The sequence below is a fragment of the Gordonia sp. NPDC127522 genome, from assembly GCF_042672305.1.
GTDB lineage: Bacteria > Actinomycetota > Actinomycetes > Mycobacteriales > Mycobacteriaceae > Gordonia > Gordonia hongkongensis.
In genome coordinates, this window is record NZ_JBHXVK010000003.1 from 321,576 (window position 1) to 337,029 (window position 15,454).

The following is a 15,454-nucleotide window of genomic DNA, read 5'->3' on the forward strand; positions in this document are numbered from 1 at the left end:
AATAACACCGGGTGGCGACGCCAGCGCCGTCACCGTGAGCGCCCCTCACACTCTCGACAAGTTAGGCACAGAATGGCTACAGATTACGACGCGCCACGACGGACGGAGACCGAGGACCTCAACGAGGACTCGCTCGAAGAACTGAAGGCCCGGCGCAGCGAGGCGCAGTCCTCGGCAGTGGATGTCGACGAGAGTGATACCGCGGAGTCCTTCGAACTCCCGGGTGCCGATCTCTCGGGCGAGGAACTGTCGGTGCGTGTCATCCCCAAGCAGGCCGACGAGTTCACCTGTACCAGCTGCTTTCTCGTCTACCACCGCAGCCGGTTGGCCGAGGAGAACGGAAGCTCGCTCATCTGCGTCGACTGCGCGTGAGATGAACTGAGTCCAGCTGTCACAGCTGATGAAGGGGGCCGACGCCGAATACGGCGCGGCCCCTTCGTCGTGTGCCGGGTAGGGAGTCGTGCCCGGGTCAGGCGGTGGGTGCGGGACGGTCGGCCGCGGCGTCGTCGACGCCCAGCGCCGCGAGGAGTTCGGCCGGCCGACGTGTCGAGACCAGCCAGTACGGTGTCGGGTCGTCGGGGTCGTCGAGCACGATGAGGACCATCGTCTTCACCCAGGAGCGGTGCACGAGGTAGGCCGCCGGGTCGAGCTGCCGCCCGAGTGCGGCGCTCTTCGCGGTCGCCGGGACCGTCGCGGCCCGCGCGACGACGGCGCGCGGCAGGACCGCGCGGTGGGCATGCAGCTCCCGATCCGCGGTCACCCGGACGCGGGTACGGCTCATCGACCACAGCATCACGACGCACAGCACGCCGGTGGCCACGTATCCGATGATGCTCCAGGCGCTCCCGCGCGCCGACAGCTGGATCTCGTAGCCCACCACGCCGGTGAGGACCACGGCTGCCAACCACCACCACCACGGCACGTACAGGCGCTCGTCGAACAGATCGGCGGTCGAGTCGGTGACGCCGGCGTTCCGCCCGGTGGGTGCGGGGGAGGCGTCCGAGGGTCCTCCGGGGCGCTCGGGCGAATGATCTGCGGTCACGTGACCAGCGTAGTCTGCCTGCGTGGCCTCAGATCTCCCCCCCGCGCACCCCGCTGACCCGGCGCCGATCGCGCTCCGACGCCTCGATCCCGACCTACCGCTGCCGACCAGGGCGCACCCCGGGGACGCGGGGGTCGATCTCTATTCGACGATCGATCTCGAATTGCCCGCCGGACGCCGTCAACTCGTCGGGACCGGGATCGCCGTGGCGTTGCCGATCGGCACCGTGGGGCTGATCCACCCGAGGTCGGGACTGGCCGCCCGGGCCGGCCTGTCGGTCGTGAACACCCCCGGCACCATCGACGCGGGCTATCGCGGGGAGATCAAGGTCTGTCTGATCAACCACGATCCGGAGCAGACGATCTCCATCTCGCGGGGAGACCGCATAGCCCAGCTGATCGTGCAGCGCGTCGAGCTGCCCGAGTTCGTCGAGGTCGACGAACTCGACGACACCGCACGCGGCGACGGCGGGTACGGATCGAGCGGGGGATCGGCGATTCTCGCCTGACCGCTGCGGTGAAACCGTCGCCGGGGCTCTCCCCGGCGGGAGTCGATTAGTGTTTCCCGTGTGTCCGGCGGATCGTCGTCGCCGGCGGTGACGAACGAGGAGTGACGCGATGGCACAGGACGGATCAGAGGAGCTGCGGGTCGGTCAGGCGCGCGGCCCCTACGACATCGACGCACTGGCGACCCGGCCGCAGGAGCTCGAGAACTCCCATCTGGACCTCGGTTCGGTACTGGTCCCGGTGGTCGAGGGTGGCCAGGTCACCGTCGAGATGTCCGAGGCCCACCAGCCGCAGAACGTGTACCTGGTGACCCCCATCGGCCGGATCTCGGTGAGCGCCTTCGCCGCACCCAAGTCCCCCGGGATGTGGCGGGAGGTGGTCCGTGAGCTGGCCGGTTCCCTCCGCGACGACGGCGCGGCCACGAGTGTCGAAGACGGGCACTGGGGGCGTGAGGTGGTCGCCGAGATGGACGGTGCGACCCACCGGTTCATCGGGGTCGACGGCCCGCGCTGGCTCGTCCGGTGCGTGGGCAGCGGACCCACCGAGCATGCGGACGACCTGGCGCGGTTGAGCCGCGCCGTACTGGCCGAGACGGTCGTCCGACGCGGGTCCGAGCCGTTCCCCCCGCGGGATCCGCTGCCCGTCGTGTTGCCGCCGGTGCTCGCCGAGCAGGTCGCGGCCGCCCAGCAGCAGATGTTCGTCGGCCCCCCGGCCGGACAAGACTCCCCGGACCCATCCGCCCAGAACCCCACCGCCCCGAACCCCTCCGCCCCGAACCCCACCGCACAGCACGCGGGCCCGGGTGCCGAGACCACCGAGGACGCGACCGACGATGCGGTACCCGTTGCCGGGGGCGCGCTCGATCAGGTCGCCCACGCCACCGTCTACGGGGAGAACGCCTACCGCGACGAGCCGGCGGCGGCCGCTGCCCCGGATGCGGAGTCCGCGGCTCCGGTGGCTCCCGCCGATCCCGAGGTCGACGAGGAGCCGTTGCCGCCGTCGTCGGGTTCGGCGATGCAGCGCTTCCGCCGCCGCCGCTGAAGCTCCGGCCACACCGGGCTCCGATCACCCCGGCGGGTCGGTGAGTGCGACAAGCCCGGCCCGGAGCTCGTCTCCCAGCACACCCGGATCGTGGCCCCAATCGTCGAGCGTGATCTCGACGAGGGTCGATTGCGGTGCGGCAGCATGCCATTCGCGGGCGACGGCGATGGGGTGGACCGGATCGTCGGCGGCCGCGACGATGGCCAGCGGCACCGTGAGCCCGGCGATCTCGGCCGGCGTCGGGGCCCGATGGCGAGCCGCCTCGCGCAACATGCCGGCGAGGCCCGGGTGCAGACCCCGCCACGACCGGGTCAGTTCCGCGGCCAGCCAGGCCGGGCTGCTGCTCGCCATCGCCGCGATGGTCGCCTCGAGCCCGTCGCGTTCGAGCGCCTCGGCGGTGGCGCCGGCACTCGCGGCCGCAGGTGCCGAGTGGGCGTCGCCGCTCCACGCCGGCAGCGCGGCGAGCACCCCGGCGCAGCGTCGGCCGGCGTCGCGGAGGGCCCACTCGAGCGCGATCGCGGCCCCGATCGACACCCCGCCCACCAGGAGCGAGCGGTGGGCTCCGGCGGCCCGCTCCAGCCCGCGGAGATGGCCGTCGATCAACGGCGTCGTCGGGTCCAGCGCGATGAGCTCGACTCCCAGGTCAGCTGCGGCGCGGTGAAAGGAACGGGTGACGTGATCGGCGTCGGAACCCGTTCCGGGGATGCCGACGAGAGCTGTCGGGCGAGGGCGGTGCGGACCGTCGGTGCCAGGCATCAGGGCATCATCCCCTAGTGGTGTGTCTCGAAAAGAGGCGGCCGGTATCCGGTGGAGCGATCGGTGGTCTGGCAAGGCGGAGGAGGGAGGGATAGCGGAGCTATCTCGACCGACGACAACGCGGCCAGGCGCCGATCGAACGGCGGAGACCAGTCGCCTGTTTCTGAGACACACCACTAAGGTGTCCCGCGGCCCCCGCGCAGACCTGGACAGCGGGGGTCCGGCGACCACGGAATGGCCCCGCGGTCGCCGACGTTGTCACTGGCCGAGGCCGAGGTCTACGCTGGCGGGCAGGTCACCGATCACTCGTTCGGCGACCCACGGACACCGCTCTGTACAGCCCTGCGGTGCCGGCCGAAATCCATTGGGAGGGTCGAGATGCCCACTGCCGGCTATCTCAAACGACTGACCCGTCGGCTCACCGAAGACCTCGGTGACGCCGACGCAGAGAAGATCGCCGAGGAATCCAAGGCGACAGGCGCTCAGCGCGCATCCGAGTGCTGCCGCGGTGACGAGGTCACGATGCACGGCGAACTGCGTGCGGTCGAGACCTGTTCGCGCTCGGCCAAGGCGGGGGTGAAGGCCGAGTTCTTCGACGGCTCCGACATCGTGATGCTGAAGTGGCTGGGCCGTAACCGCATCACCGGCATCGAGCCCGGCCGCAAGGTCACCGTCCGGGGCCGACTCGCCGAGCAGGACGGCCACAAGGTGATCTACAACCCTTATTACGAGTTGCACGGCGTCGACGAGTGACCGGTCGGGTCCCCGAGCATCCGGCCTCGAGACAGCCGGACGCCGAACCGTCGGCACCCGGACAGTCGGCACCCGAGCGGACGGCGCCCACGGTCCTCGAACAGATCGGTGGCGTCTCCGGCCTGGTCTATTCGACGGTGCCCGTCGTGGTGTTCGTCCCCGTCAACTCCTTCTTCGACCTCCGGACCGCCATCTACGCGGCTCTCGGCGTGGCGGCGTTGCTCTTCGTCGTACGGCTCGTGCGCCGCGAACCCCTGACCCCCGCGATATCGGGTCTGCTCGGCGTCGCCATCTGCGTCTTCATCGCCGACCGGGTGGGGGATGCCAAGGGCTACTTCCTGTTCGGGATCTGGAGCACCCTCGTCTATGCGATCGTGTTCGCCGTCTCGATCCTGGTGCGGTGGCCCCTCATCGGGGTGGCCTGGCATCTGATCAACGGCGAGGGTTCCGGCTGGCGCAAGCAGCGGTCCATCCTCCGCGCCTACGACATCGCCACCGCACTGTGGGCGGTGCTCTTCGCGGCGCGCTACCTCACGCAGTCGGAACTGTACGACGACGGGGCCACCGGGTGGCTGGCGTTCGCGCGCATCGCGATGGGGTGGCCGCTGACCGCACTCGTGGTGCTCGCGACGATCCTCCTGGTTCGCCGGGCGCAGCGAGCCGAGGCGGCGCGCGCCGGCACCCCGCCGGACGCGGACGTCACCGCGCGATCTGCATAGCCTCGTAGAGGGCGGGTTCGGCCTCGGTGGGCGCGATGAAGACCAGTTCGTCGCCGCCCTCGATGGGGTCGTCGCGCTGCGGGACGATGACGCGGCCGCCGCGCAGGATCGCGACGAGCGCGGCGTCGCGCGGCAGTTCCAGCTTCCGGACGGGTTTGCCGGCGAGGGGAGTGTTCGACGGCAGGGTGAGTTCGACGAGGTTGGCCTGCCCCTGACGGAACGTCATCAACCGGACCAGATCGCCGACGGACACCGCCTCCTCGACCAGGGAAGCGAGCAGGCGTGGGGTCGAGACGGCGACGTCGACGCCCCAGTCCTCGCCGAACAGCCACTCGTTACGCGGGTCGTTGACGCGAGCGACGACCCGGTTGACGGCGAACTCGGTCTTCGCGAGCAGGCTCACGACGAGGTTGGCCTTGTCGTCGCCGGTCGCGGCGATCATGACGTCGTAGGTCTGTAGTTGCGCCTCTTCGAGATTGGCGAGTTCACACGCGTCGGCGAGCACCCAGCCCGCGCCGACGACGGCGTCGGTGTCGATGTGGCCGGCGTTGCGCTCGAAGAGCGTGACCTCGTGGGCGTTCACCAGCAGTTCGCGGGCGATCGAGCGCCCGACCGCGCCGGCTCCGGCGATGGCGACCTTCACTTCGGGACTCCTTCGGCCCGGGTCATCCGGACTCGTTCTGGGTGAACGGCCGCGCGGCGACGCCACGGGCGTTCTTGAGGTTGTCGAGCATGACCGCTCCGTAGACCACATCATCTTGTTGCAGAACGGTTTTCGCCTCGGGGAGAACTGGACGTCCGACCCGGCTGAGGAAGGCCACCCGCGCGCCGGTCTGCTCCTGGAACTTGCCGACCGAGATCCCGATCCACGAGTCGTCGACGTCGATCTGGGCGATCGCCAGCGAACCCGACGGGTCACGCCACTCCATCGTCGTCGTCTCGCCGAGCGCCGAGACGAAACGCTCGGTCGTCCAGGGGACGGTCGCCACCGTGGGGATCCCGAGCCGCTCGTACACCTCGGCGCGCTTGGCGTCGTAGATCCGGGCGACGACGCGCTCGACGTCGAAGGTCTCGCGGGCCACCCTCGCCGAGATGATGTTCGAGTTGTCCCCGGAGGACACCGCGGCGAACGCGTCGGCGTGCTCGATGCCCGCCTTGACGAGGATCTCGCGGTCGAACCCGACCCCGGTGATCGTGCGGCCCGCGAAGTCGGGACTCAGCCGCACGAACGCGCTCGGATCCCGATCGATGATCGCGACGTCGTGTCCGCGCTTCTGCATCGACATCGCGAGCGCGGATCCGACCCGCCCGCAACCCATGATGACCACCTGCACGGCATTCCTCTCCACACGCGGCTCGTCTGCCGCGAGTCGAACCTACCCGCCTCGGCGCCAACGCTCTAGGGTTGCCTGGTGTCCACCGTCTCCAAGGTGTCCGTCGCGACGAAACGCCTCCTGCTCGGCAGGCCTTTCCGCAGCGACACGCTCGGTCACACGCTGCTGCCCAAGCGGATAGCCCTGCCGGTGTTCGCCTCCGACGCGATGAGCTCGGTGGCGTACGCGCCGCAGGAGATCTTCCTGGTCCTGTCCGTCGCCGGCATCAGCGCGCTGGCGTTCACGCCGTGGGTGGCGATCGCCGTCGCCGTCGTCATGGCCGTGGTCGTCGCGAGCTACCGCCAGAACGTGCACGCCTACCCCTCGGGTGGCGGCGACTACGAGGTCGCGACCGTCAATCTCGGTCCCAACGCGGGCCTGACCGTCGGCAGCGCCCTGCTGGTGGACTACGTGCTCACGGTGGCGGTGTCGGTCACGTCGGCGGCCGAGAACATCGGTTCGGCGATCCCGTTCGTCGAAGAGCACAAGGTGTGGTTCTGCGTCGGCGCGATCATGCTGCTCGCCGCGGTCAACCTGCGCGGCATCAAGGAGTCCGGCGCCGTGCTCGCGATCCCGACCTACGGGTTCATCATCGGTGTCCTGGGCATGCTCATCTGGGGGTTCACCGAGATCTACGTGCTCGGGCAGGACATCCATTCCGAGACCGCCGACTTCGGCATCGTGCCCGAACAGGACAACCTCACCGGGCTGGCGCTGATCTTCCTCGTCGCCCGGTCGTTCTCCTCGGGCTGTGCGGCGCTCACCGGGGTGGAGGCCATCAGCAACGGGGTGCCGGCCTTCCGGAAACCGAAGTCGCGCAACGCCGCAACGACGCTGCTGCTGCTGGGCGCGTTCTCCATCACCCTGCTGATGGGCATCGTGCTGCTGGCGGAGAAGATCGGCGCGAAGTACGTGATGAACCCGGAGCAGGACCTCATCGGGGCGCCGGAGGGTTACCAGCAGAAGGCCATGATCGCCCAGCTGGCCCATGCCGTCTTCGACTCCTTCCCGCCGGCCTTCTTCTTCGTCGCCACCGTCACCGCGCTGATCCTGCTGCTGGCCGCGAACACCGCCTTCAACGGTTTCCCGGTGCTGGGCTCGGTACTCGCGCAGGATCGCTACCTGCCGCGCCAGTTGCACACCCGAGGCGACCGCCTGGCGTTCAGCAACGGCATCCTGTTCCTCGCGATCGCCGCGATCATCTTCGTCGTCGCGTTCGGCGCGCAGGTGACGTCCCTGATCCAGCTCTACATCGTGGGCGTGTTCGTGTCGTTCACCCTGAGCCAGACGGGCATGGTGCGGCATTGGACCCGCCTGCTGCGTACCGAGACCGACCCGAGCGCGCGGCGTCGGATGATGCAGTCACGGGTGGTCAACACGGTCGGCCTGGTGATGACCGCGACGGTCCTGGTCGTCGTCCTGATCACCAAGTTCACCGAGGGTGCCTACATCGCCGTGATCGCGATGGTCTCGCTGTTCGTGATCATGAAACTCATCCATCACCACTACGCGTCGGTGCAGCGCGAACTCGACCGCGCCGAGGACGACAACGAGGCCGTCCTGCCCAGCCGCACGCATTCGATCGTGCTCGTGTCCAGCCTGCACATGGCGTCCAAGCGGGCCCTGCGGTACGCGCGGGCCACCCGTCCGGACGTGCTGGAGGCGATCACGGTCAACGTCGACGACCGCGACACCCGCAAGCTCGTCTCGGAGTGGGAGGCCAGTGACATCACGGTCCCGCTGAAGGTCATCGCCTCGCCCTATCGCGAGATCACCCGGCCCGTCATCGAATACGTGCGCCGGGTGCGGCGCGAGTCGCCGCGCGACGTCGTGACCGTGTTCATCCCGGAGTATGTCGTCGGGCACTGGTGGGAGCAGATCCTGCACAACCAGTCGGCGCTGCGCCTCAAGGGCCGGCTGCTGTTCGAGCCCGGCGTGATGGTGACCTCGGTGCCGTGGCAACTCACCTCGTCGGACCGGCGCAAGGAAGACCGCGCGTACTGGGCGCCGGGGGAGACCCGTCGTGCGCTCGGCGAACCCGAACGGCGACCGTGAGCGGCCCGGCAACACCGCGCCGGGTCGAGGTGACCGTCGACCGTCCGGCCAACGGCGGTGAGTCCGTGGGCCGTGCCGACGGCCGCGTCGTGTTCGTCCGCGGGGCGATCCCCGGCGAACGGGTGGTCGCCGACATCACCGACGACCGGCACGACTCGTACTGGCGGGCCGAGGTGGCGGAAGTGCTCGACGCCTCGCCGCACCGGGTGGCGCCGCGGTGTCCGGCGGCTGCGGCCGGGGCCGGGTGCTGTGACCTCGCGCACGTGACGCCCGACCATGCGCGGGACCTGAAACAGGCTGTGCTGCTCGATGTCCTGGATCGCGTGGGTCGTCTACCGGGCGAGATCGTGGCCGGCACCGAGCTGGCGACCGACGGCGTGCGGCGTCTCGGGGACGCCGAGGTGGGGTGGCGAATCCGGACCCGCCTGGCCGTGGACGGCCGGGGGCGCCCGGGGCAGTCGGCGTTCCGCGGCCGCGGCGTCGTCACCGAGGCCTGCGTCCAGCCCGCCCCGGGAATGCTCGACGGACTCGCCGACCGCGGTTTCACCACGCACTCCGAACTCGCCGTCGTGCTCGACGCCGACGGCGCGCGCCACATCACCGAACTCGCGCCCGTGGCGGAGCCGCGCCGGGGCCGCGCCGACAGCCGGCGCCGGGCGCAGCAGAACCGCGCCCGGCACGCACGGCCCCGTGCCCAGCGGGTCGTCGAAGGTGGGGCGACGGCCGTCCAGCGGGTCGGCGGGCGGTCGTGGGACATTCCCGTCGCGGGATTCTGGCAGGCGCACCGCGACGCGCCGCGGGCCTACGCCGAGACCGTCGTCGACTTCGTCGGTGCGCATCTCGGGGGACCGCCACGCGTGGCGTGGGATCTGTACGGCGGGGCAGGGGTGTTCGCGGGCGCACTGCTCGACGGCCCGGCCGGTGCGCCGGACACCGTGCACATCGTCGATTCGGATCCGGCCGCACTCGACGCCGCCGAGCGGGCCTTCGCCGGCGACGGCGATCAGGTGCACACCCATCGCGGGGAGGTCGCGGCCCGGATCACGGACCTCACCGCGCGGCCGGACGTCGTCGTCCTCGATCCCCCGCGTACCGGAGCCGGGGAACGGGTGATCGGGGCGATCGCCGACGCCCGGCCCGGCATCGTGGTCCACGTGGGCTGCGACGCCGCCCGATTCGCACGTGATCTCGGATACTTCGCCGCACGCGGATTCCGTGTCGTCGACATACGCGGTTTCGACGCTTTCCCGCTGACACACCACGTGGAGGCGGTGGCCTGCCTCATTCCGGCCGCCGACGGGTGAGCGGGGCGCGCTCGCGAGGTCCGGATCCCGACGCGTCGGCCATCCGTCGATCGGGCTCGCGACGAATGCTTCCGTAGACTGACCAGACATGTGCCGGACGTTCTCCGGCTCGACAGCCGACCTGGCGTCTCGCCGGTGATGGAGGAAACGATGGGTGTGCTCGACCGGATCAGCTCGCCGGCCGATCTCCGGCCGCTGTCGGACGAGGAGATGCAGGTCCTCTCGGCCGAGATCCGGACGTTCCTGATCGAGAAGGTCGCCGCCACGGGCGGACATCTCGGACCGAACCTCGGAGTCGTCGAGTTGACGCTCGGCATCCACCGCGTCTTCGACTCGCCGTCGGATCCGATCCTGTTCGACACCGGCCACCAGTCCTACGTCCACAAGATCGTCACCGGACGCAAGGACGGCTTCGATCAGCTGCGCCAGCGCGGCGGGCTCACCGGCTACCAGGAGCGCGCGGAGTCCGACCACGACTGGGTGGAGTCCTCGCACGCGTCGGCGGCGCTGTCGTATGCGGACGGGCTCGCGAAGTCCTTCGAACTGACCGGTCAGCCGGATCGCACGGTGGTCGCGGTGGTCGGCGACGGCGCCCTGACCGGCGGTATGTGCTGGGAGGCCATCAACAACATCGCCGCCTGCAACCGCCGGGTCGTCATCGTCGTCAACGACAACGGTCGGTCGTATGCGCCGACGATCGGCGGACTCGCGAGCCACCTGTCGGGGCTGCGCCTGCAGCCCGGGTACGAGAAGTTCCTCGACGAGGGTCGTCGCGTCGTCAAGCAGGTGCCCGTCGTCGGGGAGCCGGCATACGCCGTCCTGCACGGGATGAAGAGCGGGCTCAAGGACCTCCTGGCCCCGCAGGCGATGTTCACCGATCTCGGACTGAAGTACGTCGGACCCGTCGACGGTCACGACATCGACGCGGTCGAGTCGGCGCTGCGGCAGGCCCGCGACTTCGGCGGCCCGGTGATCGTGCACACCGTGACCCGCAAGGGCATGGGCTACGCCCACGCCGAGAACCACGTCGCCGACCTCATGCACGCGACCGGCATCATCGACCCGGTCACCGGCCGGCCCACGAGCGTCTCGCCCCAGGACTGGACCGCCGTGTTCTCCGCCGCGCTGCTCGACGCCGGCGCCAACCGTCCCGACGTCGTCGCGATCACCGCCGCGATGCCCGGACCGACGGGGCTCACCCCCTTCGGCGAACGCTACCCGGACCGCATGTTCGACGTCGGCATCGCCGAACAGCATGCGATGACCTCGGCGGCCGGACTCGCGCTCGGCGGACTGCATCCGGTTGTCGCGATCTACTCGACGTTCCTCAACCGCGCGTTCGATCAGCTGCTGATGGACGTCGCGCTGCTGAAGCAGCCGGTGACGCTCGTCCTCGACCGTTCCGGCATCACCGGACCCGATGGCCCCAGCCACCACGGCATGTGGGATCTCTCGCTGATGGCGATGGTGCCCGGCCTGCGGGTCGCCGCACCCCGTGACGCCGTCCGGCTGCGCGAGGAGTTCGACGAGGCACTCGGCGTCGCCGACGGCCCCACAGCCCTCCGATTCTCCAAAGGTGCTGTCCCCGAAGACATCCGCGCAGTCGAGCGGCTCGACGACGGTGTCGACGTGCTGCACCGCACGGACCGGGACCTCGGTCCGGCGGGCGGCGATGTGCTCATCGTCGCGGTCGGTGCCTTCTGCGGGCTGGCCGTCGACACCGCCGAACGCCTGGCCCGTCAGGGAATCGATGCGACGGTCGTGGATCCGCGCTGGGTGCTGCCGGTGCCCACCTCGGTGGTCGAGGTCGCGCGCCGCCACCGTCTCGTCGTGACGCTCGAGGACGGGTGCACCAGCGGCGGCGTCGGTTCCGCGGTCGCCGCCGCGCTGTCGGCGGCAGAGGTGTTGGTACCGGTACAGATCAAGGGCATCCCGCAGGAGTTCATCGCGCACGCCTCGCGCAACGAGATCCTGGCCGATCTCGGATTGACCGCGCAGGACCTCGCTCGGTCGATCACCGCGACGGTCTCGGGCATGCAGGCCGGTCCCGGCCTGGACCGGGCGATCGAGAACACGCCCGATCCGGCCGAGAGCCGTGTCGAGGACTGACGTCCCGTTTGACCGATCCCGCCGCTGGGCATTTTCTCCGTGTGAACGACGAGCACGGTTCCGCGGGCGGGGATTTCCGGGGCACGCCGGCGCCGACCCTCGGGGTCGAGGAGGAGTTCGTCCTCGTCGACCGGGAGACCGGACGGCCGGTCGGGAGCAACCGCGAGGTCGCGGCCGCGGCATCCGCGCGCGGCCTCGACCTCGAGTTGGAACTCACCTCGTCGCAGGTGGAGATCGCCACGCCGACCGCGGCGACGAGTCAGGAGATCGGCGACCACCTGCACCGGCTGCGGGGCATCCTGGCGGCGGCCGCCGACGACGTGGGCGTCGACGTGGTCGCCTGCGGGGTGCCGCCACGCGTGCCCGAGTCGTTTCCGGTGACCGACACCGGCCGCTACCGGGCGATCGCCGCGCGGTACGGCATGCTGGCACACGAACAGGGCATCAGCGGCTGTCACGTCCACGTGGGTGTCCCGGACACTGACACCGCCGTCGCGGTGTGCAATCGCCTGCGCCCGTGGCTACCGATAATGCTTGCGCTGTCGGCGAACTCGGCGATATATCGCGACGCCGACTCCGGCCACGCCAGTTGGCGCTCGGTGCTCTGGTCGCGATGGCCGGCGGCGGGACCGCCACCGCACCTGCGCTCGGCCGAACACTTCGCCGAGACGGTCGAACTCCTCGTGGCCACGGGCACGATCCTGGACCCGCACATGCTGTACTGGGACGCCCGGCCGTCGGATCATCTGCCCACGGTCGAGGTGCGGGTCGGGGACGTGCAGATGCGGGTGGAGGAGACGCAGACCTTCGCCACCCTCGTCCGTGCGGCGGTGATGACCGCCCTCGACGACCTGCGCGCGGAGGACCGGCGGTTCCCGGCCGCGGACCTCGATCCGGCGTTGCTGTCGGCCGCGTACTGGATCGCCGCCCACGACGGCGTCGACGGGCGTGCGCTCGACCCGACGACCGGCGCGTTGGTGCCGGTCTGGACGCGGGTCGAGCAGCTACTCACCGTGCTCGCACCCGCACTGGACCGACTCGGCGAGCGGGACGGCGTCGCACAGACGCTGGACCGGCTGCGCCTGCAGGGCAACGGGGCCTCTCGGCAGCGGCGCCTCTTCGAGGAGTCCGGATCGGCTCTCGCCGTGGTCCGGGCCGCGACGCTGCACCCGCCTGGCTGACGACGGCCGCCTGCCCTTCGTGGCTCGTCGCTATCGCTCCTCGCACCTCAGGGAGCAGAGGGGTCAGGTCGGCCCCGATCGACTCAGCGCAGTGTCGCCAGGTTCGAGATCGACTTGTGCACATCGGATTCCAGGATCTTGGCGACGAGCCTGCCGACCGAGCCGTTGAGCAGACCGCCGGACAACTCGGCCGACAGATCGAAGTGCGAACCGTCGGCGATCTCGTCGACCTTCATCGCCAGATCGATGTTCACCCCGCCGCGGCCGGTTCCCGACAGCGCGATGAGCCGCGGCTCGTCGTAGTCGGTGACGGTCCAGTGGATCACATTGCGGAAGCCCTTGACCTTGATGAGGGAGGAGATGGTGGTGCCCTCGGCGATCGTGTCGGGGACCGGCGAGCGCCACCCGCCGAAGATGGTCATCCACTCGTCGAAGCGCGAGAGGTTGCTGGCGAGCGCCCATGCTGCGCTCGGTTCGAGGTCGGAGTCGATGCCGACGGAGACTGTGGCCACGGAACTGCTCCCATCGCGGAAGGTGGTGTGCTCACCGGAGGTGACTTCCCGGTGGCTCGCGTACTCGGGTGATGGCATTCGGGTCGTGACCCCCGAATGTACGCGAAGGTCGGCGCCACAGCGCGATGGCCGGGGGTCTCGTCGGGCTGGGCGATCTACTCGGCGGCCGCCGTCGGCCCTGGTCGGGCGGCGTCGAGGAGGGCCTCGGTCAGGGCCTCCGCACAGAGCGTCCGCTGCCACGTGCGGGCGCCGGCGGCGGCCAGATGTGCATCGAGCGCCTCGGTCGTGATCGGTTCCGCCAACCCGTCCCAGCACAGCTGTCGCACCACATCGGGTGCGAGGAGGTTCTCCACCGGCAGGGTGTGGTCTTCGGCGATCTGTTTGAGCACCGGCCGGACCGCCTGCAGCCGCGCCGCGGCCTCCGGATTGCGCTGATCCCACCGGCTCACCGGGGGCAGGCCCGGTCCGGTCGACTTCCGCGAGGGCAGCTTGCTGTCGGGGATCTCGCGCGCCCGCTGCAGCGCGGACATCCAGATCCCGGCCTGACGGCGCTGACGCGGGCCGCCGAAGACCGGCAGCTTGGTGAGTTCGGCGATGGACTGGGGGTTCACGGTCGCGGCGTTGACGATGGCGGTGTCGGGCAGGACACGTCCGGGCGCGACATCCCGACGCTGCGCCAGTTCCTCACGCGCAGTCCACAATTCGCGGACCGCGGCGAGCGCGCGGGTGGACTTCACGGTGTGCACGTTCGACGTCTTGCGCCACCGGTCGGTGCGCGGCGGTGCCGGTGGCCGGCCCAGGACGTAAGCGAATTCCTCTCGCGCCCAGCCGTCCTTGCCCGCTTCCGCGAGTGCGGCGTCCATGGCGTCGCGCAGTTCGACCAGGACCTCGACGTCGAGCGCGGCATAGTTCAGCCACTCGTCGGGCAGCGGGCGGCGCGACCAGTCGGCGGCGCCGTGTCCCTTGAGGAGTCCCAGCCCGAGGAACTCCGCCACCATCGCGGCGAGGTTGACCTTCGCCAGGCCCAGGAGGCGTCCGGCCAGCTCGGTGTCGTACAGCTCGACGCACTCGAAACCGAGTTCGCGGAGGCACGGGAGGTCCTGATCGGCCGCGTGCAGCACCCATTCCGGTCCGCGCATCGCGTCGATGACGGGCGCCAGCGCGCCGGGATCACCGATCGGGTCCAGCAGGAAGCTCCCCGATCCGCGTCGTTTGATCTGGATCAGATAGGCGCGTTGCGAGTACCGGTAGCCCGACGCGCGTTCGGTGTCGACGGCGATCGGCCCGTCGCCGGCTGCCAGAGCGGCTGCCGCGTCGGCGAATTCGCTGGCGGTCGCCAGTACCGGGGGCACGCCGTCGGCCGGCCGGAGCAACGGGGTGACCTCCGGCGCGGGGTCCGGCTCGATCGGGTTCTCGGCCGCATCCCCGGGGGTGGAGTCGTTCACGTCGCGCCGAGTTCGGTGACCCCGACCGGCGGGAGGCCGGCGGCGGAGGCGAGGACGTCGCAGAACGCCTCGAGGTGGTTGTTGAGGCCGTCCGAGCTCAGGGCGGTCCACGAGGCGCGCACCTCGAGCTGATGTGCGCGAGGAGGTCCGGCGATGTCGCCGTACCGGACCGACGTCGTGGAGGTGACGGTGCCGCCGAGCGCGGTCACCTCGACGCGGTGAGCGGAACCGTCGGGGGTGGCGGTCGCGCCCACCGGGACGCCGAGGGCGTCGCTGAGCCAGCTCCAGGCCACCTCGGGCAGCAGCGGATCCATGGCCAGGGCCGCCTCCACCTCCGCCTGGAGGAACGCGACGAGGCGCATGGTGCCGTTCCACGCGTCCTGTCCGGCGGGATCGAACAGCAGGATGAGGCGCCCGAAGGCGCTGCCCTGCGAATCCGTGGGCACCACGTCGAGGTCCTCGGGCGGGCGCACCTCGGCACCGACGGCGTAGCTGTACGGCGCCAGGCGCTGCGGCGGGCGGATGGGCCCGACCTCGATCTCGCGGCGCACCCGGGCAGCATGCAGCGACTCCACCGCCGCGCGGAAATCAGCAGGCTCGTCCGGAGCTCCCGAAGAGGTCACCGTTCGACCGTAGGGCTGGGGTGCCCGGCCACGGC

At 70.4% G+C, this 15,454-nt stretch carries 16 protein-coding genes; 9 read left to right on the forward strand and 7 right to left on the reverse strand.

The window, feature by feature from the left end:
- Positions 1-72: 72 nt before the first annotated feature.
- Positions 73-372: a DUF4193 domain-containing protein gene (locus ACFVHY_RS09025; RefSeq protein WP_004018846.1), complete on the forward strand. Its 300-nt coding sequence runs from the start codon at positions 73-75 to the stop codon at positions 370-372.
- 97 nt (positions 373-469) lie between these two features.
- Here ACFVHY_RS09025 and ACFVHY_RS09030 read toward each other — a convergent pair whose 3' ends face one another.
- On the reverse strand, positions 470-1,042 hold the full coding sequence (locus ACFVHY_RS09030; RefSeq protein WP_058250221.1) for a DUF3093 domain-containing protein: 573 nt from the start codon (positions 1,040-1,042) through the stop codon (positions 470-472).
- Between the two features lie 22 nt (positions 1,043-1,064).
- Between ACFVHY_RS09030 and dut the strand changes: the two genes are divergently transcribed.
- Complete coding sequence (gene dut, locus ACFVHY_RS09035) at positions 1,065-1,550, forward strand: dUTP diphosphatase (RefSeq protein ID WP_390271009.1); 486 nt, start codon at positions 1,065-1,067, stop codon at positions 1,548-1,550.
- Between the two features lie 109 nt (positions 1,551-1,659).
- On the forward strand, positions 1,660-2,589 hold the full coding sequence (locus tag ACFVHY_RS09040) for a DUF3710 domain-containing protein (protein WP_390271012.1): 930 nt from the start codon (positions 1,660-1,662) through the stop codon (positions 2,587-2,589).
- Positions 2,590-2,613: 24 nt separating this feature from the next.
- Here ACFVHY_RS09040 and ACFVHY_RS09045 read toward each other — a convergent pair whose 3' ends face one another.
- Positions 2,614-3,345, reverse strand: a complete 732-nt coding sequence (locus tag ACFVHY_RS09045) for an alpha/beta fold hydrolase (protein ID WP_390271015.1) — start codon at positions 3,343-3,345, stop codon at positions 2,614-2,616.
- Positions 3,346-3,723: 378 nt separating this feature from the next.
- On the opposite strand from ACFVHY_RS09045, the gene ACFVHY_RS09050 reads away from it, so the two are divergent.
- Both ACFVHY_RS09050 and ACFVHY_RS09055 read left to right on the forward strand, forming a co-directional pair.
- Positions 3,724-4,098 carry an OB-fold nucleic acid binding domain-containing protein gene (locus tag ACFVHY_RS09050; RefSeq protein WP_004018839.1) on the forward strand — a complete coding sequence of 125 codons (375 nt, stop codon included), beginning with the start codon at positions 3,724-3,726 and terminating at the stop codon, positions 4,096-4,098.
- 104 nt (positions 4,099-4,202) lie between these two features.
- Complete coding sequence (locus ACFVHY_RS09055) at positions 4,203-4,817, forward strand: DUF3159 domain-containing protein (RefSeq protein ID WP_091344242.1); 615 nt, start codon at positions 4,203-4,205, stop codon at positions 4,815-4,817.
- Here ACFVHY_RS09055 and ACFVHY_RS09060 read toward each other — a convergent pair.
- Together ACFVHY_RS09060 and ACFVHY_RS09065 are read right to left on the reverse strand one after the other, a co-directional pair.
- Positions 4,798-5,460 (reverse strand): TrkA family potassium uptake protein, encoded by a 663-nt coding sequence (locus ACFVHY_RS09060; protein WP_065628889.1) that lies wholly within the window; start codon positions 5,458-5,460, stop codon positions 4,798-4,800. The genes ACFVHY_RS09055 and ACFVHY_RS09060 overlap by 20 nt on opposite strands.
- Positions 5,461-5,482: 22 nt before the next feature.
- On the reverse strand, positions 5,483-6,151 hold the full coding sequence (locus ACFVHY_RS09065) for a TrkA family potassium uptake protein (RefSeq protein ID WP_058250313.1): 669 nt from the start codon (positions 6,149-6,151) through the stop codon (positions 5,483-5,485).
- A 78-nt stretch (positions 6,152-6,229) separates the two neighbouring features.
- Between ACFVHY_RS09065 and ACFVHY_RS09070 the strand changes: the two genes are divergently transcribed.
- The 4 genes from ACFVHY_RS09070 (at position 6,230) to ACFVHY_RS09085 (ending at position 12,839) form a co-directional block, all read left to right on the forward strand.
- Complete coding sequence (locus tag ACFVHY_RS09070; protein WP_390271018.1) at positions 6,230-8,245, forward strand: APC family permease; 2,016 nt, start codon at positions 6,230-6,232, stop codon at positions 8,243-8,245.
- Complete coding sequence (locus ACFVHY_RS09075; protein ID WP_390271021.1) at positions 8,242-9,549, forward strand: class I SAM-dependent RNA methyltransferase; 1,308 nt, start codon at positions 8,242-8,244, stop codon at positions 9,547-9,549. Before ACFVHY_RS09070 ends, ACFVHY_RS09075 begins: the two co-directional genes overlap by 4 nt.
- A 150-nt stretch (positions 9,550-9,699) precedes the next feature.
- A complete protein-coding gene (gene dxs / locus ACFVHY_RS09080) occupies positions 9,700-11,658 on the forward strand; it encodes a 1-deoxy-D-xylulose-5-phosphate synthase (RefSeq protein WP_390271024.1) in 1,959 nt (652 codons plus the stop codon).
- 41 nt (positions 11,659-11,699) lie between these two features.
- Positions 11,700-12,839, forward strand: coding sequence for a glutamate--cysteine ligase (locus ACFVHY_RS09085; RefSeq protein ID WP_390271027.1), 1,140 nt, complete (start codon positions 11,700-11,702; stop codon positions 12,837-12,839).
- Positions 12,840-12,922: 83 nt separating this feature from the next.
- On the opposite strand, the gene ACFVHY_RS09090 is transcribed toward ACFVHY_RS09085, so the two are convergent.
- From ACFVHY_RS09090 to ACFVHY_RS09100, 3 genes are all read right to left on the reverse strand, one after another.
- Entirely contained in the window at positions 12,923-13,351 is a 429-nt protein-coding gene (locus tag ACFVHY_RS09090) for an SRPBCC family protein (RefSeq protein WP_068969826.1), read from the reverse strand.
- A 155-nt stretch (positions 13,352-13,506) separates the two neighbouring features.
- Entirely contained in the window at positions 13,507-14,796 is a 1,290-nt protein-coding gene (locus tag ACFVHY_RS09095; RefSeq protein ID WP_390271030.1) for an HRDC domain-containing protein, read from the reverse strand.
- Positions 14,793-15,419, reverse strand: coding sequence for a DUF3000 domain-containing protein (locus ACFVHY_RS09100; RefSeq protein WP_058250234.1), 627 nt, complete (start codon positions 15,417-15,419; stop codon positions 14,793-14,795). Before ACFVHY_RS09100 ends, ACFVHY_RS09095 begins: the two co-directional genes overlap by 4 nt.
- Between the last annotated feature and the right edge of the window lie 35 nt (positions 15,420-15,454).

Bases quoted from the DNA above. Each gene is read 5' to 3' on its own strand.
- ACFVHY_RS09025 (WP_004018846.1), top strand. From the start codon at position 73: ATGGCTACAGATTACGACGCGCCACGACGGACGGAGACCGAGGACCTC.
- ACFVHY_RS09040 (WP_390271012.1), top strand. From the start codon at position 1,660: ATGGCACAGGACGGATCAGAGGAGCTGCGGGTCGGTCAGGCGCGCGGC.
- ACFVHY_RS09045 (WP_390271015.1), bottom strand. From the start codon at position 3,345: ATGCCTGGCACCGACGGTCCGCACCGCCCTCGCCCGACAGCTCTCGTC.
- ACFVHY_RS09050 (WP_004018839.1), top strand. From the start codon at position 3,724: ATGCCCACTGCCGGCTATCTCAAACGACTGACCCGTCGGCTCACCGAA.
- dxs (WP_390271024.1), top strand. From the start codon at position 9,700: ATGGGTGTGCTCGACCGGATCAGCTCGCCGGCCGATCTCCGGCCGCTG.